The sequence below is a fragment of the Acidimicrobiia bacterium genome, assembly GCA_040880805.1.
GTDB lineage: Bacteria > Actinomycetota > Acidimicrobiia > IMCC26256 > DASPTH01 > DASPTH01.
In genome coordinates this window covers 1-23069 of sequence record JBBDHW010000038.1, presented here as the reverse complement: position 1 = coordinate 23069, position 23069 = coordinate 1, and the positions used below count along the sequence as shown (strand labels likewise).

Genomic DNA, 23069 nt, shown 5'->3' with positions numbered 1-23069 from the left:
CCGCTCGTGGTGCGTCCTGAAAGCTGGACCAGACCAGCGGGTGTGAGTCCCGCCCGGGTAATCGCCGGAGAGCCCGGTAGCAGGCCCCGGTTCGTCGCGGAGACGTGGCGTGCTGAGCGGGGTGTCGAGAGCCTCTTTGGAGGGAGCAAGCGCGCGGGCCGCAGCGTTACGCGAATCCTGCAGCCTCGTCAGATTGACAACGGGGGAGCCGAGCTGCTCACGTCACGGCGAAGGCGACATTCGACGATTGGCGTTCCGGACATGCCCTCGTCGGGTCCTCCCGGGGTATGGGGAGTGGCACGCGCGCAAGGCCTGGTTCGGAACAGGAGAGACCCGTCTGTGCAGCCTTGTCAGCAAAGACCGTTCGTATAAGCCGATGGTGAAATCGAACGGAGTGCAGCGGGAGTCCGACGGGGTCGTAGTACCTGTGATCGCCGTGCAACACAACGCGGCGGGAGGGAAGGACCCCGACTTCGGTCACGTCGGTGATGAAGGTAAGCGCAAGGGCATGGCCGGGACCGCCCGGTCCAACTACCCCGTCGGGTCTCGACCTGACGTCAACGTGCGACGACTTCAGAATCGGCTATGGGCTGCGGCCAAGCAGTCTTCGGGTCGGCGTTTCCATGCTCTGTATGACCGGATCTATAGGAGTGACGTCTTGTGGGAGGCGTGGAGACGAGTCCGAGCGAATCGTGGCGCCGCTGGGGTTGATCGTGTGACGTTGGCGGCGGTGGAGGATTACGGGGTCGAGCGGATGCTCGACGAGTTAGCCCGTGATCTTCGTGCAGGCATCTACCGTCCGGCGTTGTTGCGCCGGGTGGAGATCCCCAAGCCTGATGGTCGGAGCCGGCCGTTGGGTATCCCGACCGTGCGCGACCGGGTGTGCCAGCAGGCAGCCAAGATGGTCCTCGAGCCGATCTTCGAGGCCGACTTCATGCCTGCGAGTTACGGGTTCCGCCCGAAGCGTTCGGCGACCGACGCGTTGGAGGTGATCCGGGTGGCGTTCCCGCGAGGACGAGTCTTTGTCTTCGAGGCCGACATCTCGGACTTCTTCGGGTCTATCGACCATGACCGATTGATGGGCATGATCGAACGGCGCGTGTCGGATCGGCGGCTACTCAAGCTGGTCCGCCAATGGCTGCGCGCAGGTGTGTTGGTCGATGGGGTGGTTTCCGAGACGGTCACGGGCACACCCCAAGGCGGTGTGATCTCTCCGCTACTGGCCAACATTTTCTTGCACGCGTTCGACCGGGCCTGGGCCGAGTACGGCACCGGTGAAGTTGTCCGCTACGCAGACGACTTCGTCGTGTTGTGCACGACTCGCAGTCAAGCCGAACATGCGTACCGCACAGCACAGAAGCTGTTGGGTGAGCTCGGTTTGGAACTGCACTCGGACAAGACCCGTGTGGTCGACCTCCGAGAAGGCAAGGAGGGCTTCGACTTTCTCGGCTGCCATTTTCATGCCCGCATGTCGGGTCGGTTGTGGGAACAACACGGCATCCGCCGTTACTACCTGCACCGGTGGCCGTCACAACGGTCCATGAAACGGGCACGCCGACGAGTCAAGGAACTCACCGGCCGGAACCACACCGGAACCGAGTTGGGGGACGCGATCAGTGACCTCAACCGGTTCTTGCGGGGGTGGGGTAACTACTTCCGCACCGGCAACGCGGCCAACAAGTTCGTCCAGATGGACCGGCACGTCGCGTGGCGGCTCAAACGCTTGCTCATCAAGAAGCGGGGCCGCAACCTACGCGCCGGTCAGGTCGAACGTTGGACGCCTGCCTGGTTCCGGGACCAGGGCCTGCACCAGCTCATGGGCACTATCCGATACCCGAAGGCAGCGTAACCATGTCAAGAAGACCGTCGGAAAGCCGTGTGCGGGAAAACCGCACGCACGGTTTGAAAGGGGGATGGGGAACCGGGCCCGCACCGCGGACACCGCGCCCCTGACTACCAGTGACAGGCGGGCGGGACGCCGAGTTCGTCGAGAAGGTGCGCGCCGGCGACACCGCGGCGTTCGCCGAGTTGTACCGCGCGCACGCTCCGGGAGTTGCGGTTGCCGTGCGTGCCAATATCCACGGGCCCGAGACGGTCGCCGACGTCGTGCAGGAAACCTTCCTGCGCGCCCTCGAGCAACTCGATACTCTCCGCGAACCCGACCATTTTCGATCCTGGGTTCTCGCGATCGCGCGCAATGCCGCGGTCGACGAACGGCGGCAGCACCGACGCGTGATCACCGATCTCGACATCGCGGGCGACCTGGCGTCAGCGGAAGTCGGGCCGGAGGAGCTCGCCGCGCTGCGCGACGCGGTGCGGACAGTGCGGGGCTGCGTCGCCGGCCTGTCCCGACGCGACGCCACCGCGGTCGCGTTGGTGAGCGAGCTCGGCTTCAGCCCCTCCGAGGTTGGGGCCGCCCTCGGGATCTCGCCCGGCGCCGCGAAGGTTGCCGTCCACCGGGCCCGGCGCCGCCTTCAGGCGGCGCTGGAGCTCGAGGCGCGCGTCCGAGAGCGTGCGTCGGTCGTCGAGTAGCGATCGCCGAGCCGGATCAATCGTGGAGTCCCTCGACTCTGAGATTGGATCGTCGCAACGCGTCGGCGAGGGCGCTCCCGAGATCGTCCTCCGGCCACTCGACCATCTGGAAGCCGTCGACTTCCGACTCCTCGAACGCGAGTGCCACGCCGGGAGCGAGCAGACGGGCCAGCAACGCGCGCTCTTCGGTATCGAGATCCTCTTCGGCGAAGCGGCGGAGTTTGGCGAGGAGGCGGTCGGCGGCATCGGCGTCCATCGTTGCCATGACGTGGAAGCCGAGTCTCGGTTACAGGCCGATCCACCCGATGCTCCGTGTTACCGTCCGCCGCGCGCCGTCATCCGTGGTTCCGCCTCGATCCGGTGACGAGAAGGGGGCAACATGGCCGATCCGGTCGTCGAGATCCGCGAGCCCGGCAAGCGGGCCGTGCGGGTCACGGTCGCCGAAAGCATCGAGATCGGGCGCGAGTGCGACGGGGTCATCCTCACTGACACGAAAGTCTCCCGACGGCACCTTTCGTTGACCACGCGCGACGGTGGCGTGGTCGCCACCGATCTCGGGAGCGCCAACGGGACATTTCTCGGGGACGTGAGGCTTGTCCACCCGCAGCCGGTCGGAGTCGGCGCGGTCGTACGCATCGGCGACACCGAGATCGAGGTGCTCGCTCCCGTCGAGCTCGAGTCCGAGCTCGAGTCCCAGCCGGAGCCCCCCCAACCCGCGCCGGTACCGCCGGCCGCGGTGGCAGAGCCGCGCGGCGAACTGCGCGCGCTCGAGGCGATCACGGGCGACGGCTGCGTCGTGCGGTACCGAGCGGGCACCGCGGGCGCGGCCGCGGCGGAGGGGGTGGCTGCCTCGTTTCCACGGGCGCGGCGTCGCCTCTCGTCGTTCGACGCGCCCGCGACCGTCCCGCAGATCTGTCTGGTCGACCCCTATCCCGACCCCGACGCCCCGGGTCGGATCGTCACCGACAGCACCGTTGTCGACGCGGTGCGCGGTGAGATCTGGATGGTCGTGACCCCGGAGTCGCCACCGGAGCCGCTCGAGCGCCCGCTTGCTCTGCTGCTCGGCGGCCGGCTCCCGGCAGGGGCGGAGCTCGGCGACCTGCTCGAGGGGTACGGCCTGCACGTGGCCGGCACTCCCGACCCCGACCCGGCGTTGCGGGCGATGGACCCCGAGCAGCTCCACGCGGCCGACGGTGAGGTGAGCTCGGCCCTGGCGCTCTCCTTCGTGCGGTATCTCGTCGACCGCGAGAACGACGACGCGGTCGTGCGCGTGCTCACCACCGCCACACCCGGCGGGCTCGACGTTGCGTATACCGATGCGTTCGGCACCGGGCTTGCGAATCTGCAACGGGCGTGGGAACGCAAGCTCTACTCGGGACCACCCGAGGCCAAGCCACGCGAGTTCTTGCGCATGGCGATCACCTACATCCGGCCGCACAAGTGGCGCGAGCTGGAGATGTTCTTCTACATGCTCCTGTCGCTCGCGTTCACCGTGGCGTTTCCGTTCGCGTTCCGCAGCCTCATCGACACCGCGATCCCAAGTGGCGAGTTCTCCGAGGTGCTCACGCTCCTTGCGATCCTGGGCGCCGCGTTCGTCGTGTCGTTGCTCGCCGGGCTGCGTCGGAGCTACCTCGCCGCATACGTGAGCAGCGCGGTGGTGCAGCAGATCCGTGGCCAGATGTTCGAGCGGTTGCAGGACCTGTCCGCGCGCTGGTTCCATCGACACGAACAGGGCGACGTGTTGTCGCGGTTCTTTTCCGACGTCCACACGCTCGAGGCCGGCCTCTCACAGGTGTTGCGCGAAGGCCTCTTCCAGATCTTGAGCCTGATCGTGTCGGCGGTGATCCTGCTCACGCTCGACCCGTTGCTCGGCGGGATCGTGATCCTCGGCGCGCCGCTCATCGCGATCGTCTACCGCGTGATGTCGAACGGCGCGCTGAAGCGCAGTATCGCGGTGCAGGAGCAGACGGGCGTGGTGCTGAACGTCACCGCCGAGAACTACCAGGCGCAGCCGGTCGTCAAGGCGTTCGGCTTGCAGGCGCGCGAGATGCTGCGGTTCGGCCGCGCGTCCGACCGTCTCTTCCGCAACCAAGTGCGCCTCCAGCTCTTCGGCGGGCTCTTCGGCCTTTCCGTGAACATGATCGTCACGTTCCTTCGGCTCTTCGTGCTCGGCCTCGGCGCCAAGCTGATCCTCGACGGCGACCTCACCATCGGTGGTCTCGTCGCCTTCATGGGAGTGATGGGCGAGGTGCTCAGCCCGGTGGCGTCGTTGACGGGGATCGGTCAACAGCTCCAGGCCTCCACCGGTGCGCTCTACCGGGTCAACGAGGTGATGGACGAGCTCCCCGAGATCGCCGACACACCTGACACGACGCCCCTCCCGCCGCTCTCGACCGAGTTGCGCCTCGACCATGTGGGCTTCTCGTACACCGGTGAGCGGCGCGTGCTCGACGACGTCGATTGCGCGATCCCTGCGGGAAGGCGGGTCGCGTTCGTCGGGCCGTCGGGTGCGGGCAAGAGCTCGATCATGCAGCTCATCATGCGCTTCTACGACCCCGACGACGGCGCCGTGCGTTTCGACGGCCGCGACATCCGCACCGCGACGCTCGAATCGCTGCGCGGTCAGCTCGGCGTGGTGTTCCAGGACACGTTCCTCTACGACGCGACCGTGCGAGAGAACATCCGGCTCGGGAAGCTCGATGCCACCGACGACGAAGTCGAGGAGGCCGCACGCGCGGCTGAACTGTCCGACTTCGTGTCGACCTTGCCTCGTGGATTCGACACACTCGTCGGTGAGCGCGGTGGCCTCCTTTCCGGTGGCCAGCGCCAACGGCTCTCCATCGCGCGCGCACTGCTGCGCGACCCCGCGGTGCTGTTGCTCGACGAAGCCACCTCCGCGCTCGACCCCCGCACGGAGCGTCTCATCGCCGCGACCCTGGACCGCGTGTCGCACGGACGCACCACCATCTCCGTCACCCACCGGCTCACGTCGGTCGTCGACTACGACCGCGTCTTCGTGGTCGTGCAGGGTCATATCGCCGAGCAAGGCACGCACGACGAGCTGGTCGCACTCGGTGGGCACTACGCAATGCTCTGGGCAGAGCAGACCGGCGGGCACGTCCCCGCCGAGGCGCCCTTCGACGCTGTCGCTGCGCTCGCGCCGATTCCGTTGTTCGAGGCGCTCGGACACGACGCACTCGCCGATGTCGCGACGCGCCTGGCGGTATCCGACCTCGCGGCAGGGGAGACGCTTGGTGAAGGGGGAGGACGACTCTCGATCGTACGCAGCGGTCGCGCGCAGGTGCGGGTGCCCGGCCTGGACGGCGAGCTCGAACCAGTCGTCGAGCTCGGACCCGGCGATTGCTTCGGGATCGGTGCGCTCCTCGGGGAGCGGCGCGGTTCGGAGTTGCTCGCGCTCGAGCGCGTGCGGCTCCTGGTGCTCGACGACGCAACCATTGCGGGCCTTGCTGCGTCGTATCCGTCGGTCGCCGCCGTGATCGAGGGCGCCCGCGCGCCTGTCGCGGCACCCGTGGGTGGGCAACGACTGTCGCGGATGACGATGGCACGCCCGCGCGTGGCCGCGCCGGCAGCGGGCACAGGTGGTGTGGCCGCGCCGATCACTCCCGACGCCGCGGAGATCCGGCGTACGTCGGGCACGTTCCCGCGCGTGAGCTGAGATCCTCGCTGCGAGACCGTACCGGCACGTCTACACTGCAATGCCCGCATCCGGGGGAAGTGCAACAGCCACTGCGCTCGTAGCTCAACGGATAGAGCATCTGACTACGGATCAGAAGGTTGGGGGTTCGATTCCCTCCGAGCGCGCTGCACATCGTCCCTGGTCAGACGGGGTTTCTGCTCTGAGCTGACTCTCGCGAGACGGTGCACGGCGGGCTCCACGAGGGTTTCCTGCTGACCAACTTTCGATTCGTCGCTGTCGCGTTCCCGGTTCTCGGCGCGCTTTTCGTGCCCGAGGAGGACGCGATGACGGTGATGCGACGAGGCCAGAGTTGGTCCTTCGCGGTATGGTTTCGTGAGCGTGATGGCGCGCGCCGGCAGGTATGGCGCGGCGGGTACCGCACCAAGTGGGATGCGGTCGCGGCCGAGCGGCGGTTTCTGGTCGACGTCGAGGACGACGCGCAAGGAACCGCGGAGGTGGCCGGGCTGACCGTCGCCGAGTTCCTCGAGGACTGGCTGGTGCAATCCGCGCCCACGCGCCGAGCGACGACCTCCGACTCGTACGAGCGGTGCGTGCGAGATCATGTGCTCCCCCACTTGGGTGAGGTTCGACTGTGTGAGCTCACGCCCGAGCGGATCAGGAACTGGCAGACGCTGTTGCTCCAGAAGCCACGGCGATTTCGAGCCGGCCCGCTCTCGTCCACCACCGTGCGCTACTGCCACCGTCTGTTGCGTCGCGCGTTGCAAGACGCGCTGCGCTGGGAGTTGATCGACCGCAACCCGTGCGACGCCGTGATAGCTCCACGTGCGGCCGATACCGAGATGCACGTCTGGGCACCCGACGTCTGTAGAGCTCATTGATCGCCTGGGTACGCGCGACCGGGGTTGTGGCTCACTGGTAGAGACGTCGTGTCGATCGGCGACGGACGAGACATCGAGACGCGAATGAGCTGCCTCGGCGGGCACCCGTAGGGGGCCGTCTGCCGGAACATCACCGCTTGGTGTCTCAGCCCCTGCCTAGCATCAATGTCGTGGACTCCCCGTCGCCCTCCGTGCTCGGCGTCGACCTCTATGAAGTCTCTGTCGCCGCCGAGGTGCTGCGTATCCCCGATTCCACTCTCAGATGGTGGCTTGAGGGTGGGGAGCGTGGTGGGCGCCTCTACGCCCCGGTTCTTCGGCCCGAGCCAACGGGCTCGAATGTCGTCACGTGGGGCGAGCTCGTCGAAGCCGGCTATCTAGCGGGCTATCGCAAGGGACTGAGAGTCAGGCTCTGGAGGCTTCGCGACTTCATCACGCTGCTTCGGGAGGAGCTGGGGGCTCCGTACCCGCTTGCGACGGCACGGCCATGGGTCGGCCCCGGCCGACGGCTGCTCCTCGAAGCGGGAGAGCGGACGGGCCTCGAGCTCGAGCTTCGACCCGGTCTCATCGAACCGACCACCGGACAGGGAGTTCTCGCGGGTATCGCCGAACGATTCCTCGCACGCGTCGAGTTCGAGCCGCCCGACGATCCGACGGGGGAGGCAGCTCGACTCCGACCTGCGGGGAAGGACGCCCCAATCGTCATCGACCCATACGTGCGGTTCGGGATGCCCAGCGTCGCCGGCATCAGCACGGCAGTCCTCGCGATCAAGTCCAAGGCAGGCGAACCCGTCGAGGCTCTCGCCGACGACTACGGGTTGACGATCGCGCAAGTCGTCGCTGCCCTGAACTACGAAGAAACCGATTGGCCGCTCTTGCTCACTGCGGCGTGATCGGCGCGTGCGGTGCCAGCGATTCGCTTCTATGTCGACGCCGATCTGCTCGCACTCGGCAAGAGCCTTGTCGCGGCCCGCTATGACGTCACATACCCAGGCGATCCCGGTGATCTCCGGCGTGGGCGGCCACCCTGCACTATCACGAGTCCCGCGATAAGGGACCCGATCTGGATTCCCCGGGTCGGTGCGCTCGGGTGGGTCGTCATCTCGCGCGACTCTCGGATAGCGCGGAAGCGCATAGAGATTGCCGCAGTCCGCTTGAGCGCGCTGCGCGTTGTAGTGGTGGACACGCGGCAAGACCCCACGACGTGGAACGAGTTACGCATTGTCACCGCGCAATGGGACAACATTGAGCGCCTCGTGACCGCCGATGGCCCAAGCGTGTACTCCGCAACGAGGACGTCGTTCCGGCGCCTCGACCTGCCGTAGCAAAGGCCGGTGGTCGCGATCCGTCCTTTCCGTGTCGCCCAGATTGCTGTCGACGACCGGTGGATCTTCGCTTCGGACGCAGTGTTCCCGGTGGTAGCGCAGGTCGACAGGAAGAGCGGCGAGCTCGAACGGCTTATCTGGTGGACCGTGTCGCCGAGTCACCGCGATCGAGAGGCGACGACCGCGCTTTGTTGCCATGGCGAGGATCTGTGGGTGAGTGCCCCGAGTTCTGGCGGCATGGTTCGAGTCAACACGCGCTCGGGCGCCGTGTCGCTGATCGCGCTGGACGAAACGCCAGGGCCAATCACCGTTGTTGGTGATGCGGTTTGGGTCGTTGCCGATGCTGACTGGCAGGAGCACGGCGGCGATGACGCCGCGCGGTCGGCGGTGGAGCATGAGCCCGCGCGTCGCCCGATCATCTGGGCGGCCCCCGTCATTCTCGAGCTCCCTTCCTGGGTACGACCGGTTCGACCTGACGACGACATTGATGTCGACCTTGATCTCGATCTTGATCTCGATCTTGATGTCGATGATGAGGACGACATCGATGACGAGGTTGCGCGACCGGTGTGGCGTATCCAAGCCGGCGTCGCGGACAGAATCGACCTCGGCGGCGACGTACTCGAGCTCGTTGCTCTCGCCGGCGAGGACTTTCTCGTGATCCTTCGGCGTCCTAAAGATCCACTCGTCAAGACTCCGCACGGCAGGGGGAGTGTTGGATATAGCTACCCGGGAGTCGTGGCGCGCTGCGATCGAGGTGGAGAGGTTGTCGTACTCGCTCACCTTCCCAGCACCAATGGCGCTCTGTTCGTCGACGGCTCTCGGTCCTGGCTTGCCGGTTTCGGTCTCGAACCAAGGCCCTCCGCCGTCGAAGCGTCGACGATCTTCGGGTCCGGGCCCGTGGCACTTCATGAGCTGGATGTTGAGACGGGGCGTCTCACCGCGTCCGTTGTAGCGATCGACCCCGATGCTGTCGTCGACAACATCGGCGTTGTGGTCCGTAGCGATTTTGCGTCACGGTTCGGAGGCAGAACGACCAAAAGCGAGGCGCTGTGTTTCGACCTCGGTCGGCCGGAAACTCCGCCGCTGAGAATCGAGCTACCCCACTTGGTCGAGACGTCAGGTGACGTTGTCGTGAGTGAAGGTCAGACCTGGTTTATGTCCAGGAGCGATCAGGGCGCACTCGTGTGGCTGGATGCGCGCGACGGAACAACCAGCGTGCTCACCATCGTTTGCGACCTCGCAGAGAACGCGCCAGCTCCCGTGCCGCCCACAGGTGTCGACCTCGACCAGTTCGAACAGCAGGAGCTTGAGGGAATGCGGGCGAGCTTGCTCGGCGGTTGGCGCGACCAGAGCGGCAAGACGCAACCGTTCCTCGAGGGCGTGGAGTTCGAGCGGATCGAGCTGCGTGGCCGGTTCCCCGATACGCAGGTGGTGTCAACATTTCGCGCGGCGGACCGACCCGGGATTCTGTTCGCGCGACGCTGGAACCTCTACGACGAGCTCGGCAACACTTCGAATCTCGAGTACGCGGACATTCATTTAATGGAAGACGTCAAGGCTGTAGGACGGGGCTTCCCCCCGCTTGATGAGTGCGAGCCGGATGTTGACGGAGTCGTCTGGTTCTGACCGTCAACCCCTCGGGTGCCGATGGCACACGGCGAGTCTCTGTGGCGGAACGCTGATCGTGCTAACCAGCTGCTAACCAACTTCGGGCACACGCGCCGCGACGCAACTGCACTTGTCGAACGCGAACGCGCGTTGTCGCTGGTAGCGTCGCTGTCGACAACACAGCCGAGACCGGGTCGCATGGCCCGGGCGATCCGACCGCGGCTACGGATCAGAAGGTTGGGGGTTCGATTCCCTCCGAGCGCGCTGCAGAAGGTGCTGGTCACGGCCCATGTTGGGTTGACCGCCCGTTGCCTTCCTGGTGCGCTTGCTCACGGTTGCTCACGCCGGGTCTGTAGGACACTCGTCGCGTTCGCGCGCGTTCTTTTGGCCTTCAATCGTCCCTGGAGGGATTGAAGGCCAAAAGGTCCACACGAATGCTCGATGACACCGAATGCCCGATGCGCGTCCGCGGGACCAGCGACTTCGCCGCGACAGGTGCTGCGGGCGCCAGACGGTGCCCCGCCGAACCGGCTCGACGTCGATGAGGCCGGCCTCCCGCGAGAACGCGTGTAGTGGAGGGCACCGAGCACGCCCACGGTGAGCCCGCGCGCGCTTCCCTCGGCTTGACGGCACACGGAGTGCCCGCACGGTGCTCCAGGCACAAGCACGTTCGCGGGTACAGAACGTCGGCCGCACAGCACTCCGAAGCGGTCGCGGGATCTAGTCGTCTCCGACGAGGAGTTCGATCGGTGCACTGTCGGGATACTGGACGACCATGTGGAGTTCGCCGCCGGTGGCTTGTACGAACCGCTTGAGAGTCGAGAGCAGCATGTCGCTGCGGTACTCGAGTCGCGACACCTCTGACTGGTCCATCTCCAGCAGCTCAGCCACGGTCGTTTGTGTCAGCGCGCGCGCTTCTCGCAGTCGGCGCAGTGTTGCCTGTCGTGCGTTGATCTCTTCGAGTACCGCGTCGTAGCGAGCCTTGGCGCGTGGCTTGACGTCGAGCAGCTCCTTGAACCGTTCGGGAGCACGTTCGGCTCGCTTCCAGTCCCTGGGCCCGAGCTTCGTGTCGGCTGCCTTGGCATGGTCCGCGGGGATCCTGCGTTGTGTCATCGGTTACCTCGCTTCGTAATCGGTGTCAGCGCCGGTACTGGCGGCAGTACTGATCGAGTCGGGCCTGTGCTTCGGCGATGTGGCGCGGGTACCGAACGTTGCCAAGAGTCGTCTTGTCGCCGCCGATGAGGACGACGGTCACGTCGTCGCCGGCTCCGGTGCGGCAGTAGCCGTAGATGATCCGCAGCACCGGCGGGTCGGTCGCATACGGCGTCGTGTTGGTCGGGGGTGTTCTCCGGAGGGCGCGCAGGTCGTAGCGGGCGGTGACGATCGCGTGGGACTCCTCGTGCACCTCGTCTTCGAGCGCACGTCCGTGCAGTTCGAGCGCGGTGAGCAGCGCCATGACCTCTCCGAACACCTCCTCGTCGACTTCGGCCGGCTCCTCGAGCCATCGCTGGAACAGCGGGTGGTAGCGGACCTCCACACGCATGCACTCTAGCACATATGTGGCAGAGCCCATACAGTCTGGGTGCGTTGCACACGCGCTGGGACCGACCTCTTCTACTTCTCGATCGAAGACCCCGCGTCGCCGAGAGGACGCGTTCGTCAGCTGGCGGTTCGGCGTAGCTGGTCTTCGACGGCGCGGCGGATCCATCCGGAGACCGAGCGGTCGTCGTCGTCGGCGCGGCGGCGCACCTCGTCGAGGACGTCGGGCGGAAATCGCACTGGGACGATCTCGGTGAGACCGCCTTTGCGTCGCCGCGCGGGTCCCTGGGGCGTCTGGTTCTCAGACCGCGCGTAGAACTCGTGCTCTTCTTTTCGGGTCATCTTCTTGCGAGGTGTCATCGGTCTCTCCGGTACTGGTCTGCGACGTGCTTGGCAGCCTCGTAGCAGCCAATCGGCCGGCACTTGGCACGGTTGCCGCTGTCTGATGGAGCAAGGGGCACGACGAGCACGTGGCCACCGATCTCGGCGACCATCAGCCAGTGCGCCGGTGGGATGGCCGGGTAGAAGAGTGGGTCGGTTTCCCACATTTCGTAGATGTCGTCGATGCCGCGTTCTGCATGTTTGAACAGGTGGGCCGCTTGGTCGTCGATCTCGAATGGGTCGGTGTCGTGGAGCTGGTCCAGGTCGAACCGCTCGTCCGGCACCCACAGACTGTATTACAAACAGATACGCGCGGAAGGGCCTCGTGCTAACCAGCTGCTCACCAACTTCGGGCACACGCACCGTGACGGAACTGCACTTGTCGGACGCGAACGCGCGTTGTCGCTGGTAGCGTCGCTCTCGACAACACAGCCGAGACCGGGTCGCATGGCCCGGACGATCCGACCGCGGCTACGGATCAGAAGGTTGGGGGTTCGATTCCCTCCGAGCGCGCCGAGAGGCTCCCTGATCAGAGAGTGCCGAGCTGTCGCCGCTCGAAGGACGGCCGAGCGTGAGCCGCACGCGGTTTACGATTGTTGCATGGCGTCCGTGAGTCGAAGGGCAACAACCGACCTCGTCGATCTGGTGCGGTCGCGTCGCGGGGAGATCATCGCGTTGGCGGAACGGCGCGGTGCGAACAACATTCGTGTCTTCGGATCGGTCGCTCGCGACGAGGCGGACGTGTCAAGTGACCTCGACCTTCTCGTCGACTTCGAGCCGGGCCGCTCGCTCCTTGACCTCTCGGGCCTTCTGTTGGATCTTGAGGAGCTCCTGGGAGTCTCGGTCGACATCATCGAAACTGCGGCCTTACGGCCTCAGGATTCGCACATCCTGGCCGACGCCGTTGCTCTGTGAGCGCTCGCAGGTCCGACGCGGCGCTCCTCGACGACATCCGTGAGGCAGGAGATGTCGGCGCGGCGATCGTGTCCAACGGCCGTGCGGCGTTCGACGCGGACCCGGTGCTCCGCTTTGCTTCGGAGGCAGTCATCGCTCGGATCCGCGACGCCGCGTCGAAGCTCGCCGAGGAGACCACCGACGCGATCAGCGAGGTTCCCTGGCGCGAGATCCGAGGCATGGAGCTCGAAGAGCTCCAGGACATTCTCGCCGCCAACCGCGCTTACGCCGCCTCGTTCCGACTTGCCGGGCTCGAGGCCACTGCCGCCAGAAGGCCGGCGGTCCGACCACCTGTGAGCGCGGCGCTCATCGCATCATCGGTTGGGAGGTTCATCGAGCTTGCGGCTGGGTGATGGGACGATGACCAGCGGGCTGTGAGCGTGTCGCGCGAGGAAGCAGCTGACGGAGCCGAGAAGCAGACCCGCCACTCCACCTTGTCCTCGGGCGCCGACCGCGAGGAGGTCGGTGTTGAGTTCGCACAGGCAGTCGCGAGGATCTCCGTGCAGCACCTCACTCTTGAGCGTCACGCCGGCGCTGTGTGGCAGCGCTTTCGCCCGGGCGAGTTCGTGGCCGGCGAAGCTGCGGGGAGCGGTGTCGTCTTCGGGGTCGACGATCCCCGCATCGACCAGCGTTGGCGACGCTTGCCAGACGTGGACCAGGGTGACGGTGTCTCGATCCAGCGCGTGGTCGATGGCCCAGCGCACCGCCGCCCTCGACGCAAGCGAGCCGTCGATACCCACGGCGATCTGCTCGGGCTCGCGAGCGTGCGGCGCGATCACACGTCACACGCCTGTGCGGCCGTCACCGCGAACATCGCCTCGAGGAGACCTCGCCGGCCTCGATGCCTTCATGGCGCGAGTCTCGCTACGACACGACGTCGTCGTTAGGGCCGAAGGGCCCGAATCCGATCATCCGCTACCGGCACGGTCGTGCAACCTCAGGGCTGGTACGCGATCGTCGTCATCATCCCGGCGGCCTGGTGGTACGCGTTGTGGCAGTGCACGACCCACTTTCCGGGGTTGTCGGCGTCGAAGTCGACGGTGACGCGCTCGTCGGGCCGGACGATGACGGTGTCCTTGTTTGCTCCAGCCTCGAGGCTGCCGTTGCGACGCGACATCACTCGGAACGTGTGACCGTGGAGATGCATCGGGTGGAACATCGTCGAACGGTTGTCGAACACGAGGCGCACGCGCTCGCCGGTGCTGACGGGCAGGGCCTTCGCGTTCTCGAACGTCCGGCCGTTGATGGTCCAGCGATAGCGCATGTGGTTGCCGGCCAGCACCAGCCGATGCGTGCGATCGGGATCGACGGTGACTCCTGCAGAGTCACTGCTCGGCGCGAGCGTCGACGGTAACAGCACTCGCCCGTCGAGCTCCTTGGGATGCACCTTCGGGCCGGGCGCTTCGCCTGCGCCGGTGCGGATGACGGCCAGCGCGTGCGCGCCCTTGCCCTCTGCTGCTGCGACCAGGGGGAATGCGCCATCGCCGAGCTGCACGAGGGCATCCACCCGTTCGCCCATTCCCAGCAGGACGGCATCGGTTTCGGTCGGTGTGACCGGGAACCCGTCGGTGTGGGTGACGGTGAGGCGATGGCCACCGACCGCGACGCGAAACGCAGTGTCGGAGCCCGCGTTGATGATGCGGAGTCGGAGCCGCTGCCCGGGCTTGGCAGAGAACGTCTCCGGCGACTTCGGGCGCCGACCGTTGACGAGGTAGTACGGATAGCGCACGTCGCCCGCGTCGCCGCGCAACAGCTTGCTCGAACCTGCCATCGACATCGATCCCATGCCGCTGCTATCGCTCCCGTGCATGCCACCCATGTCGGACCCGTGGCCTTCCCCTGCCCCGCCCATGTTCCCCATGGACTCGAGGTTCGCGAGTACCTGGTCGGGAGACCGCCCGGTGCCGTCGGTCCAGTCGTCGAGCACGACGATCCATTCGGCGTCGTAGGCGCCGGGATCAGCCGGGTCGTCGACGATCAGCGGCGCGTAGAGACCGCGGTCGAGCTGGACTCCCACATGGGAGTGCAAGAAGTACGTGCCGGGGTCGGGGACCGTGAACTCGTACACGAAGGTGGCATTCGTCGCCACCGCGGCCTGGGTGACGTCGGGGACCCCATCCATCGCGTTCGGGAGCGCGATCCCGTGCCAATGCACCGTCGATGACTCGGGGAGCTTGTTGTCGAAGCGAACGCGCAGTACCTCTCCTGCCGCGAGACGGATGACGGGACCCGGCACGCGATCGCCATAGCCCCAAGTAGCGACGGTCGTTCCGCCCAGGTCGAGCTCGAGCGGCGATGCCACCAAGGCGAACTCGCGGACGGTCGCGCCCGCGTCCGCGACTTGCGCCGGAAGCGACAGCCGCGGGTGGCCGACCGCGCCGAGGTCATCGAACGGTCGTACCCACGCGCCCAGGCCGACCGCGGCCGCCGCGACACTGGTCAACTGCACGAACCTGCGTCGCGTGACGGCTCCGTCCGGTACGTCGTCGCCAGGGTGAATGGGCATCGAATCAACTCCTCCCAGGGACTGCGCTGGCGCCATACTACGGGTTGTCGTTGTTCACATCCGAAGCGGGACGCCGCGATGGGAACGATCTCACGAGCCTCTCAGGCGTTGCGGCGCGCCGTGTCGAGCAGCGCTTCGAGGCGGCCGCGATGACGATCGGGTCGATTTCGAGCCCGCGGTCTGGATTGCCCCACGTGATCACCGACTACCAGCGGTTCGACGACGACCCGCTGCGAGCGTTCCTGACCCGTCCTAGTCGGGGCAGTAGCCGGCCAGCGCGACCGCGTGGTGCACGCCTACGGCCCAGCTCGACAGCAGGACGAGCAGCCCGACGGCGAGAAACAGGACCGGACCGTGGGCAACGACGCGCAGTGACAGTGGGCGGGCGCTCGTCGGATGCGCCAGACGACGCGCGCGCTCGAGCGCACCCGGCGCACCGGGCATGCCGGCAACCGTGACGATCGCGCGCCGAACGAGTGCCCGGCCGTGCGGCAGGCTCCCCGCCGCGCCTTCGTCTGCCCACGCTTCGAGCGCGGTGCGTAGCGCCTGGGTGCTCCTGCCCACGAGCGGGAGGGGGCGCAATGCTCGCTCGAGAGTGACCGCGAGCAGCGAGTACCGCCAGTGGCGGAACCGATGGTGAGCTGCTTCGTGTCGGATCACCGCCTCCAGCTCCTCGGCCTCGAGCCTCGACACGAGTCCGTCCGACACCAGGATCTGTGGTGGCGTAGCGGGCACGCTCACCGCGAGCAGCTGCTCGGTCGGCAGCACGACGAGCTCGTACTCTCCGCGCTGTTCGTGCACCCCGAGCCAGGGTTCGACCCGCGCGGCGTGCGCGTCGCGCTGGGCACACCGCCCTGCTCGGAAGGCGCGGATCGTGACGACGCTCGCCAGCCCGACGGCGACCCAACCCAGCAGATCACCGCCCGGTGCGAGTGGTGCGAGCACGCGTTCGCAGATCGCCGCGAAGCCGGCTGCGTGCAACGCGCGAAGGACCGTCGGCAGCGCAAGCATCACGAGACCGAGTTCGATCGCGGCGATCCCCGCCGCGAGGGATGCCGCGGCGAGCCTCGCCCACTCGGCTCCGGCAAGGCGGAACCGGGGCCCGCAGATGCCCGGGATGGCAACGAGTACCAGACCCGCGAGCACGACGAGGGCTGCGGTCATCGCCGCTTGCGGGAGTCGAGCACACGCCGCAGTTGCGTGGCCTCGCGTGCGCTGATCGCGTCGACGAAGCGGTGGAGTGTCAGCTGTCGATCTCCCGACGCCTCGAGCAGCTCGTGCATGCGATTCGCCGTCCACTCGTCGCGGGTGGCGACAGGCATGTATTCGAAGGCTCGTCCTGCGGCGCGTCGTTCCAGCATTCCCTTGTTCCACAACCGCACGAGGATCGTCATGACCGTCGTGTACGCGAGCTGTCGGCGGGGTGTGGCGATGACGGACTGGACGTCCCTCGGTGTCATCCACTCGTTCGCGTCCCAGAGCGCATCCATCACCTGCGCTTCGAGCTCTCCTCGAGAAAGGCGTTTCATCGCATCCTTGCTTTCGGCGGATTCTGGAGGAGGGTAATCGCGGGCGCTGTACCGAGGTCGCCGCTACTACAGTCGGTCGCAAGAGACGGCTGCCCGGCCTGTCCCCGCCGATTGCTCGCAGGAGGACGAGATGCCGAGCATGTCGACGTTGGAGCGAGCCGTGTGCCAGAGCGCGCCATGGCGCGTGTTCGCTGTCCGCTTGGTGTTGCCGTGGGCGCTCCAAGGAGTCGAACCGCGCGGCGACGTGCTGGAGATCGGCGGCGGTAGCGGCGCGATGGCGGCGCAGATCCTCGAAGCGTTCCCTGACGCGCGCGTGACGTCGACTGACGTCGACGAAAGGATGGTCGCGGATGCTCGCGTCCGGCTTGAGTCCTTCGGCGACCGCGCGCTCGTGCGCCAGGCGAGCGCGATCGACCTGCCGTTTCCGGACGAGTCGTTCGACATGGTGCTGAGCTTCATCATGCTCCACCACGTTGTCGAGTGGGAAAGTGCCCTCACGGAGGCGCTGCGCGTGCTTCGGCCGGGCGGTGTGCTGGTCGGCTACGACCTGCTCTCGACGCTGCCGCTGCGCGCGCTGCATCGAGCGGAGGGCCAGCCGTTTCGGATGATGACGATCGAGGCGTTCGGCGCCGTCCTCAGCGAGCTCCCGCTCGAACAGAGCACTGTGCGGCCGGGCTTGGCTCGCTTCGCGGTGCGGTTCCGTCTGACGAAGCAGGTCGCAACGTCGTGAACCGCTCAGCCGATGGAGGGCACACCTTCGCCTTCGTGGATCTCGCCGGGTTCACTGCGTTGACCGAAGCGCATGGCGACGACGAGGCCGCCGATCTGATCGATCGTTTCGTCGAGCTGACCGTCGCTTCCCTGCGCGGAGACGATCGGCTCGTCAAGACGATCGGTGACGCGGTCATGCTCGTGAGTCCGGATCCGGGTAGCGGCCTCGTGCTCGTTCGCCGCATCGTCGATGCCTGTCTCGGTGAGTCGCGCTTCCCCGCGCCGCGCGCCGGTCTGCACCATGGGCCTGCAGTCGAGCGAAACGACGACTTCGTCGGCGCCGCAGTCAACCTCGCCGCCCGCGTCGCGGCCCAGGCGACGGAGGGGACCGCGGTGGTCACCGAGCACGTCGCGCGCGAGGCACAACGGCTCGGCATGGCGACGATCGCGTTGGGAGCCCGGCGGTTGCGCAACGTCTCCCAGAACGTGGAGCTGTGGGCGATCGAGCTCCGCGACGCGCCGGTGGCCACGGTTGTCGACCCCGTGTGCCGCATGCAGATCCGCGGGGATCAGGTCATCGGTCACGTCCGCTGGGAGGAGCGGGAGTTCGTGTTCTGCTCGTTGAAGTGCCTCGGCGCGTTCGCGGACGCACCGGAGCGCTACGTGTTGTAGAAGCAGCCAGAGTCAGTTACGAAGCGTGCCGAGACGCCGCCGGTATTCGTTCTCGTCGATCTCCCCGCGCGCGAACCGCTCGGCGAGGACGTCCTCGGCGGAACCGGTCGTCTCTCGAGGCCGGGCGTTGCTGGTCGGCTGGCGCATCAGGAGAGCGACAACCACCACGACGAGGAGAGCAAGGAGCAGCCCTCCCCCGCCCATGAACCACCAGCCACCCATATCTCCACCCATCACGTGCTCACTCTCCTTCGTGTTTTCGTCTGCTCGTGCTCAGCCGCGGAGCGCGTCCCGGCGACGCCGGTATTCGTCTTCGTCGAGCTCGCCGCGCGCGAAACGTTCTGCGAGTGTGTCGAGCGCGGAGCGCGCCGGCCGATTTGCCGTGCCGTAATGGCGCACGAGCACGACGACGAGGACGACGATCAGGGCGAGAAACACCAGCCATCCGATGCCCATCACCCACCACCAGCCCCGACCCATGTGATCGTCACAGTTCTCGCAGACCGTCGCCAGCGTCGCTGCCATCATCGCCTGACCTCCCTGGAGTGGTCCTCATACAACATGTCGTAGCAAACGTCGCCTAGGGCCGAAAGGCCCAGGCGCGGAACACGTCTGGGCCCGCGGCGCAGAGGCGTGAATCTCCCTCACGGCTGGCGATCACCAACACGATCTCGATCACCATCGGAATGCAGCACAGGATCATGCGCTCCGAGGAGCACGCCGAGCAACACTCGGCCGACACGCTCTGGGCCACTGACGTTCACTCTCCGCTTCACGAGTGTGTCACTCATGGGTTCGCCTCCTTGTCGTCGAGCAGCGTCGGAGGTTCGCAGCTGCCGGTTTCCCGCTCAGCGTCTTGCTATTCGCGGACCGCGAGAAGGGCCGATAGTCCCTACAACGACAGGTTGTCGGAGATCACAATGGCGGAAGACTCGCAGAGAAGAGATCGTGATGGGGAGCGAGCGGCGTTCCTGGCTTTCGGTGAGCGGCAGCAGCGCCCTGGCCGGTGCAGCGGGCGGCATGGCGTTGGGCATGTTTTACGTCGTCGTCGTCGCCTGGGCGTCGGGGTCGTGGCAGCACCTCATCGACCAGATGCAAGCCGACTGGTACCTGCTGATCTTGGTGATTGCCGGCTTCGGCACGCAGGTCGCGCTGCTCGCTGAACTGCGCTGCCGACGGCGCCGCGAGATGGATGCCGCAGCCGCGAGTGGCGCAGGAGCCGGTGCGTCGGCGGTGGGCATGGTCGCGTGTTGCGCGCACCACGTCGCCGATCTCTTGCCGTTCCTGGGTGCCGGCGGCGCGGCGACGTTCCTGTACGACTACAAGCTGTCCTTCGTGCTCGCAGGCGCATCCCGTGACCTGCAAGAGGAGGTCGCTGCCTTGGCCCGGCGCCGATCCGGCGGAGACGCGGGCGACGACCGGGGCGGCGGGTGATGGCTACCGTCGAAACCACTGCTCCTTCCGCGCGGGAGCGGCGCGAGGAGCTGGCCAAGGATCCCGTGTGCGGGATGGTGGTACATCGCGCGACTGCGTTGCAGAGCGAGGTGGGCGGGCGCACGTACTTCTTCTGTAGCTCGGGGTGCCAGCGCACCTTCGAGGCTCCCGAGCAGGAGCTGAAGAGCCTCAAACGCCGAGTGACGATCGCGCTCACCGGTGTGGTCGCGCTCGCGATCCTGCGCGCCGCGGTGTTCCTCGGTCTGGCTGCCGGTGCGACGACGCTCACGTGGGTGCCGATCCCGTGGTTGCCGTGGTTCACCTGGGGTGTCTGGATGATGATCCTGGTGACGCCGGTGCAGTTCATCGGCGGTTTCACGTTCTACAAGGGCGCCTACCAGGCGCTCGCGCGCCGCACCATCAACATGGACTTCCTCATCGCGCTCGGCACGTCGGTCGCGTACTTCTACAGCCTCACGGTGGTGTTCTTCCCCGATGTGTTGCCGGTCGCGGTCGGCGAACGCGATGTTTACTTCGAGGTCTCTGCCGTCATCATCGCGTTCGTTCTGCTCGGTCGTTACATGGAAGACATCCTCAAGAAGAAGAGTTCCGCCGCGGTGCGCAAGCTGATGGATCTGCGACCGGCGACCGCACGGGTAGTGCGTGATGGTCAGGAGATGGAGGTGCCCGCCGAGAGCGTGACGGTCGGGGAATGTTTCGTCGTGCGACCGGGGGAGAAGATTCCCACCGACGGGAAGGTCATCGAGGGCTCCTCGGCGGTCGACGAGAAGCTGCTCACCGGCGAGAGCCTTCCGGTGGAGAAGCACGCGGGTGACGACGTGATCGGGGGCACGCTCAACGAGATGGGGTCGCTCACCTGCTCGGCCACGCGCGTCGGCGCCGAGACCGCCTTGAACCAGATCATCCGGCTCGTGGAAGACGCCCAGACCTCGACCGCGCAGATCCAGCGCGTCGCGGATCGGGTCGTCGCGTACTTCGTCCCCGCGGTGGTCGGTATTGCGTTCGCCACCGCGGTCGCGTGGTTGGTCATCGGGAACGTACCAACCGCGGTGCTCGCGTTCATCGCGGTGCTGATCATCTCCTGTCCCTGCGCGCTCGGCATCGCCACGCCCGCGGCGTTGATGGTGGGCGTCGGCAAGGGTGCCGAAGCCGGCATCCTCATCCGCGGCGCCGAGTACTTGGAGCGCGCGTTGAAGCTCACCACCGTCGTGTTCGACAAGACGGGAACCCTCACGCGGGGCGAGCCGACCGTCACCGATGTCGTGGTGTTCTCGGAGCGCGAACCGAGCGACGCGCAGCGCGCCGAACTGTTGAGTCTCGCGGCAGCGGCCGAACACTTCAGCGAGCATCCACTCGGCCAAGCCATCGTCGAGGACGCGCAGATGCGACAGATCGCGGTGCCCGATCCGACAGGATTCGAGGCCATCACGGGCTACGGGGTGCGCGTGGCGGTGGGGGATCGCGAAGTGCTCGTCGGCAACCGCCGCCTGCTCTCGAGCCGGGGCATCGAACCGTCTGCCGCTGTCGAAGCGACCCTCGTCGAGATGGAGTCGATGGGCAAGACCGCGATGCTCGTCGTGGTCGACGGCGCGCTGAGCGGCGTGATCGCGGTCGCCGACACGCTCAAGGACGAAGCCCCCGACGCCATCGCCGCGCTCCGTCAGGAAGGTGTCGACGTCATCGTGCTCACCGGCGACAACGAGCGGACGGCCAGGGCGGTCGCCGGTGCGCTCGGGATCGAGCGCGTCGTCGCCAATGTGCTGCCGGGCGACAAGGCGGCGGAGATCCAGCGCCTGCGCGACGCCGGCGAGGTCGTCGCGATGGTGGGCGACGGCGTCAACGACGCGCCGGCTCTGGCGACCTCCGACATCGGCATCGCGATCGGCTCGGGCTCCGACGTCGCCAAAGAGACGGGCGGCATCGTCCTCATCAAGGACGACTTGCGCGACGTGGCCACCGCGATCCGCCTCAGCCGCGCCACTATGCGGAAGATCCACCAGAACCTCTTCTGGGCCTTGGCCTACAACAGCGCGGCGATCCCGATCGCGGCGTTGGGGCTCCTGAATCCGATCATCGCGGCCGCCGCCATGGCACTGTCGAGCCTGTCGGTCATCGCGAACTCCGCGACGCTCAAGGGACTCAAGGTCGAGACGATTACAGCCCGCGGCGCTACTCCGTGAATCGCTCGACCTGCCCACCTCGACCCGACATTCCGCCTTCGGGAATGGTCGCGATGTCGGGGATGTCATCTGGAGGGGTGCTGGACCGTCGGTTCGAGGCGTTGATCTTCGACTGGGACGCGATGGCCGCGCCCGCTCCGCAGGCCGAGATAGCGCGTCTGCCGGCGCTGATCGAAGAGCTGTGCTCGACGGGTTTCTCCATCGGCGTGGTGAGCGAGGGTGCGCTCGATGAGCTCGACTCTCGGCTGCGCGCGCGTCCCAGCGGCACCGATCCGGGCTGTCTGCTGCTCGCGTCGAACCGGCGCGCCGAAGTGTTCATGGTGGGTCCCGACGGGCCGCGGCTCTTGGAGCACGCCGAGAGCGGGCTCCGCGACGAGTGGGACTTGGTGCGGCTTCTGCTCGGGGTCTTCGCGCGCCGCGGTGTGGGTTCGGGGCTCGTGGTCATCGTGGGCGACGAGTCGGGCTCGCTCGCTGCCGCCAAACCTGACCCACCCGCGGCCGAGGCGACCCGCGAGACGTTCGTTTCGTTCGTCGGGAACCGCACGGGCGGGATGCTCGCGCTTCTCGACGACCAGCTCGCTCGCCGCCGGGCGGGCGACGTGCCCGGGATCGACGAGGATCCCGCTTGGACGGTCGTCGTGGAGGGCTTCGACCCCGAGCACGAGCGCGTCGACGAGGCCCTGCTCACGCTCGCCGACGGACGACTGGGTACGAGCGGGAGTCCGCTCACGAGCGACCGGGCTGCGACGCCGTGGGTCTTCACCACCGGGCTCTACGACGGCGACGGCCCGGAGACCGCGTTGCTGGCTTGTCCGGTGTGGCACCGGCTCCCCGGGGAGTTGGGGCGAGGAAGCGTCCTGCGGCGCGTCCTGGATCTGCGTACCGGCGTGCTTCGAGAGGAGTGCACGACGGCATCGGGGCTGCGTCGAAGCTTGCGCTTCTCCTCCCTCGCGCGCCCCGCGGCCGTCGTGCTGCGAGCCGAATGCGACACGGAGGCACTGAGTGTGCCCGCGTTGTTGGAGCCGCTCGACCGCCCGCCCGCCGATGCGGGCGCTGATCCCTCGGGACGGTTCTGGATGCGGGTGGCCGCGTCGGCGGGTGGGGTCGTCAAGCGCGGTGAGGGTGACGTCGAGATCGTTCA

24 protein-coding genes and 1 tRNA gene are annotated in these 23069 nt (G+C 67.0%); 14 read left to right on the top strand and 11 right to left on the bottom strand.

What is annotated here, in order from left to right:
• The first annotated feature begins 508 nt into the window (after positions 1 to 508).
• Positions 509 to 1849, top strand: a complete 1341-nt coding sequence (ltrA, locus tag WD271_09955; GenBank protein ID MEX1008150.1) for a group II intron reverse transcriptase/maturase — start codon at positions 509 to 511, stop codon at positions 1847 to 1849.
• A 110-nt stretch (positions 1850 to 1959) separates the two neighbouring features.
• Positions 1960 to 2532, top strand: coding sequence for an RNA polymerase sigma factor (locus WD271_09950; protein MEX1008149.1), 573 nt, complete (start codon positions 1960 to 1962; stop codon positions 2530 to 2532).
• A 16-nt stretch (positions 2533 to 2548) separates the two neighbouring features.
• Here the strand turns inward: WD271_09950 and WD271_09945 are convergent, their stop codons facing one another.
• The gene (locus WD271_09945; protein ID MEX1008148.1) at positions 2549 to 2797 is read right to left on the bottom strand and encodes a hypothetical protein; all 249 of its coding nucleotides are present in this window, start codon (positions 2795 to 2797) and stop codon (positions 2549 to 2551) included.
• A gap of 114 nt (positions 2798 to 2911) precedes the next feature.
• Here WD271_09945 and WD271_09940 point away from each other — a divergent pair, with 114 nt between their 5' ends.
• The 5 genes from WD271_09940 to WD271_09920 all read left to right on the top strand — a co-directional run bounded on the left by WD271_09940 (position 2912) and on the right by WD271_09920 (position 10019).
• Positions 2912 to 6208 (top strand): ABC transporter transmembrane domain-containing protein, encoded by a 3297-nt coding sequence (locus tag WD271_09940; GenBank protein MEX1008147.1) that lies wholly within the window; start codon positions 2912 to 2914, stop codon positions 6206 to 6208.
• Between the two features lie 73 nt (positions 6209 to 6281).
• Positions 6282 to 6354: transfer RNA gene (locus WD271_09935), tRNA-Arg, on the top strand.
• A 57-nt stretch (positions 6355 to 6411) separates the two neighbouring features.
• Entirely contained in the window at positions 6412 to 7068 is a 657-nt protein-coding gene (locus WD271_09930) for an Arm DNA-binding domain-containing protein (protein ID MEX1008146.1), read from the top strand.
• A gap of 170 nt (positions 7069 to 7238) precedes the next feature.
• Entirely contained in the window at positions 7239 to 7958 is a 720-nt protein-coding gene (locus tag WD271_09925; protein MEX1008145.1) for a DUF433 domain-containing protein, read from the top strand.
• Between the two features lie 699 nt (positions 7959 to 8657).
• The gene (locus WD271_09920; protein MEX1008144.1) at positions 8658 to 10019 is read left to right on the top strand and encodes a hypothetical protein; all 1362 of its coding nucleotides are present in this window, start codon (positions 8658 to 8660) and stop codon (positions 10017 to 10019) included.
• A gap of 702 nt (positions 10020 to 10721) precedes the next feature.
• Here the strand turns inward: WD271_09920 and WD271_09915 are convergent.
• The 4 genes from WD271_09915 to WD271_09900 all read right to left on the bottom strand — a co-directional run bounded on the left by WD271_09915 (position 10722) and on the right by WD271_09900 (position 12205).
• Positions 10722 to 11114 carry a helix-turn-helix domain-containing protein gene (locus WD271_09915; GenBank protein ID MEX1008143.1) on the bottom strand — a complete coding sequence of 131 codons (393 nt, stop codon included), beginning with the start codon at positions 11112 to 11114 and terminating at the stop codon, positions 10722 to 10724.
• Between the two features lie 25 nt (positions 11115 to 11139).
• Positions 11140 to 11538 carry a hypothetical protein gene (locus WD271_09910; protein MEX1008142.1) on the bottom strand — a complete coding sequence of 133 codons (399 nt, stop codon included), beginning with the start codon at positions 11536 to 11538 and terminating at the stop codon, positions 11140 to 11142.
• A 122-nt stretch (positions 11539 to 11660) separates the two neighbouring features.
• Positions 11661 to 11900 (bottom strand): YlcI/YnfO family protein, encoded by a 240-nt coding sequence (locus WD271_09905; protein ID MEX1008141.1) that lies wholly within the window; start codon positions 11898 to 11900, stop codon positions 11661 to 11663.
• Positions 11897 to 12205 (bottom strand): hypothetical protein, encoded by a 309-nt coding sequence (locus WD271_09900; GenBank protein ID MEX1008140.1) that lies wholly within the window; start codon positions 12203 to 12205, stop codon positions 11897 to 11899. Before WD271_09900 ends, WD271_09905 begins: the two co-directional genes overlap by 4 nt.
• 316 nt (positions 12206 to 12521) lie before the next feature.
• Here WD271_09900 and WD271_09895 point away from each other — a divergent pair, with 316 nt between their 5' ends.
• A complete protein-coding gene (locus tag WD271_09895) occupies positions 12522 to 12836 on the top strand; it encodes a nucleotidyltransferase domain-containing protein (GenBank protein ID MEX1008139.1) in 315 nt (104 codons plus the stop codon).
• Complete coding sequence (locus WD271_09890) at positions 12833 to 13228, top strand: hypothetical protein (protein ID MEX1008138.1); 396 nt, start codon at positions 12833 to 12835, stop codon at positions 13226 to 13228. Before WD271_09895 ends, WD271_09890 begins: the two co-directional genes overlap by 4 nt.
• Here the strand turns inward: WD271_09890 and WD271_09885 are convergent.
• The 4 genes from WD271_09885 to WD271_09870 all read right to left on the bottom strand — a co-directional run bounded on the left by WD271_09885 (position 13190) and on the right by WD271_09870 (position 16910).
• Positions 13190 to 13654 (bottom strand): universal stress protein, encoded by a 465-nt coding sequence (locus WD271_09885; GenBank protein MEX1008137.1) that lies wholly within the window; start codon positions 13652 to 13654, stop codon positions 13190 to 13192. The two genes, WD271_09890 and WD271_09885, sit on opposite strands and share 39 nt — an antisense overlap.
• A 158-nt stretch (positions 13655 to 13812) precedes the next feature.
• On the bottom strand, positions 13813 to 15381 hold the full coding sequence (locus tag WD271_09880) for a multicopper oxidase family protein (protein ID MEX1008136.1): 1569 nt from the start codon (positions 15379 to 15381) through the stop codon (positions 13813 to 13815).
• A 252-nt stretch (positions 15382 to 15633) separates the two neighbouring features.
• Positions 15634 to 16545 carry a M56 family metallopeptidase gene (locus tag WD271_09875; GenBank protein MEX1008135.1) on the bottom strand — a complete coding sequence of 304 codons (912 nt, stop codon included), beginning with the start codon at positions 16543 to 16545 and terminating at the stop codon, positions 15634 to 15636.
• Positions 16542 to 16910: a BlaI/MecI/CopY family transcriptional regulator gene (locus WD271_09870; protein MEX1008134.1), complete on the bottom strand. Its 369-nt coding sequence runs from the start codon at positions 16908 to 16910 to the stop codon at positions 16542 to 16544. The genes WD271_09875 and WD271_09870 overlap by 4 nt, the downstream gene beginning before the upstream one ends.
• A gap of 130 nt (positions 16911 to 17040) precedes the next feature.
• On the opposite strand from WD271_09870, the gene WD271_09865 reads away from it, so the two are divergent.
• Positions 17041 to 17640: a class I SAM-dependent methyltransferase gene (locus tag WD271_09865; GenBank protein MEX1008133.1), complete on the top strand. Its 600-nt coding sequence runs from the start codon at positions 17041 to 17043 to the stop codon at positions 17638 to 17640.
• 35 nt (positions 17641 to 17675) lie between these two features.
• On the top strand, positions 17676 to 18293 hold the full coding sequence (locus WD271_09860; GenBank protein ID MEX1008132.1) for a YHS domain-containing protein: 618 nt from the start codon (positions 17676 to 17678) through the stop codon (positions 18291 to 18293).
• 12 nt (positions 18294 to 18305) lie between these two features.
• Here WD271_09860 and WD271_09855 read toward each other — a convergent pair whose 3' ends face one another.
• Both WD271_09855 and WD271_09850 read right to left on the bottom strand, forming a co-directional pair.
• Positions 18306 to 18527, bottom strand: coding sequence for an SHOCT domain-containing protein (locus tag WD271_09855; GenBank protein MEX1008131.1), 222 nt, complete (start codon positions 18525 to 18527; stop codon positions 18306 to 18308).
• Positions 18528 to 18566: 39 nt separating this feature from the next.
• The gene (locus tag WD271_09850) at positions 18567 to 18818 is read right to left on the bottom strand and encodes an SHOCT domain-containing protein (protein MEX1008130.1); all 252 of its coding nucleotides are present in this window, start codon (positions 18816 to 18818) and stop codon (positions 18567 to 18569) included.
• A gap of 426 nt (positions 18819 to 19244) precedes the next feature.
• Here WD271_09850 and WD271_09845 point away from each other — a divergent pair, with 426 nt between their 5' ends.
• The 3 genes from WD271_09845 to WD271_09835 all read left to right on the top strand — a co-directional run.
• Positions 19245 to 19727, top strand: coding sequence for a hypothetical protein (locus WD271_09845; GenBank protein MEX1008129.1), 483 nt, complete (start codon positions 19245 to 19247; stop codon positions 19725 to 19727).
• Positions 19727 to 21928: a heavy metal translocating P-type ATPase gene (locus WD271_09840; protein MEX1008128.1), complete on the top strand. Its 2202-nt coding sequence runs from the start codon at positions 19727 to 19729 to the stop codon at positions 21926 to 21928. Before WD271_09845 ends, WD271_09840 begins: the two co-directional genes overlap by 1 nt.
• Positions 21929 to 22005: 77 nt before the next feature.
• The coding region (locus WD271_09835; protein ID MEX1008127.1) for a hypothetical protein at positions 22006 to 23069 on the top strand (1064 nt) is incomplete at its 3' end.

Excerpts from the sequence above, each read along its gene's own strand:
- WD271_09870 (MEX1008134.1), bottom strand. The coding sequence starts at position 16,910 with ATGAAACGCCTTTCTCGAGGAGAGCTCGAAGCGCAGGTGATGGATGCG.
- WD271_09940 (MEX1008147.1), top strand. The coding sequence starts at position 2,912 with ATGGCCGATCCGGTCGTCGAGATCCGCGAGCCCGGCAAGCGGGCCGTG.
- WD271_09845 (MEX1008129.1), top strand. The coding sequence starts at position 19,245 with ATGGGGAGCGAGCGGCGTTCCTGGCTTTCGGTGAGCGGCAGCAGCGCC.
- WD271_09895 (MEX1008139.1), top strand. The coding sequence starts at position 12,522 with ATGGCGTCCGTGAGTCGAAGGGCAACAACCGACCTCGTCGATCTGGTG.
- WD271_09850 (MEX1008130.1), bottom strand. The coding sequence starts at position 18,818 with ATGGCAGCGACGCTGGCGACGGTCTGCGAGAACTGTGACGATCACATG.
- WD271_09865 (MEX1008133.1), top strand. The coding sequence starts at position 17,041 with ATGCCGAGCATGTCGACGTTGGAGCGAGCCGTGTGCCAGAGCGCGCCA.
- WD271_09840 (MEX1008128.1), top strand. The coding sequence starts at position 19,727 with ATGGCTACCGTCGAAACCACTGCTCCTTCCGCGCGGGAGCGGCGCGAG.
- WD271_09880 (MEX1008136.1), bottom strand. The coding sequence starts at position 15,381 with ATGCCCATTCACCCTGGCGACGACGTACCGGACGGAGCCGTCACGCGA.
- ltrA (MEX1008150.1), top strand. The coding sequence starts at position 509 with ATGGCCGGGACCGCCCGGTCCAACTACCCCGTCGGGTCTCGACCTGAC.
- WD271_09875 (MEX1008135.1), bottom strand. The coding sequence starts at position 16,545 with ATGACCGCAGCCCTCGTCGTGCTCGCGGGTCTGGTACTCGTTGCCATC.
- WD271_09945 (MEX1008148.1), bottom strand. The coding sequence starts at position 2,797 with ATGGCAACGATGGACGCCGATGCCGCCGACCGCCTCCTCGCCAAACTC.
- WD271_09855 (MEX1008131.1), bottom strand. The coding sequence starts at position 18,527 with ATGGGTGGAGATATGGGTGGCTGGTGGTTCATGGGCGGGGGAGGGCTG.
- WD271_09905 (MEX1008141.1), bottom strand. The coding sequence starts at position 11,900 with ATGACACCTCGCAAGAAGATGACCCGAAAAGAAGAGCACGAGTTCTAC.
- WD271_09915 (MEX1008143.1), bottom strand. The coding sequence starts at position 11,114 with ATGACACAACGCAGGATCCCCGCGGACCATGCCAAGGCAGCCGACACG.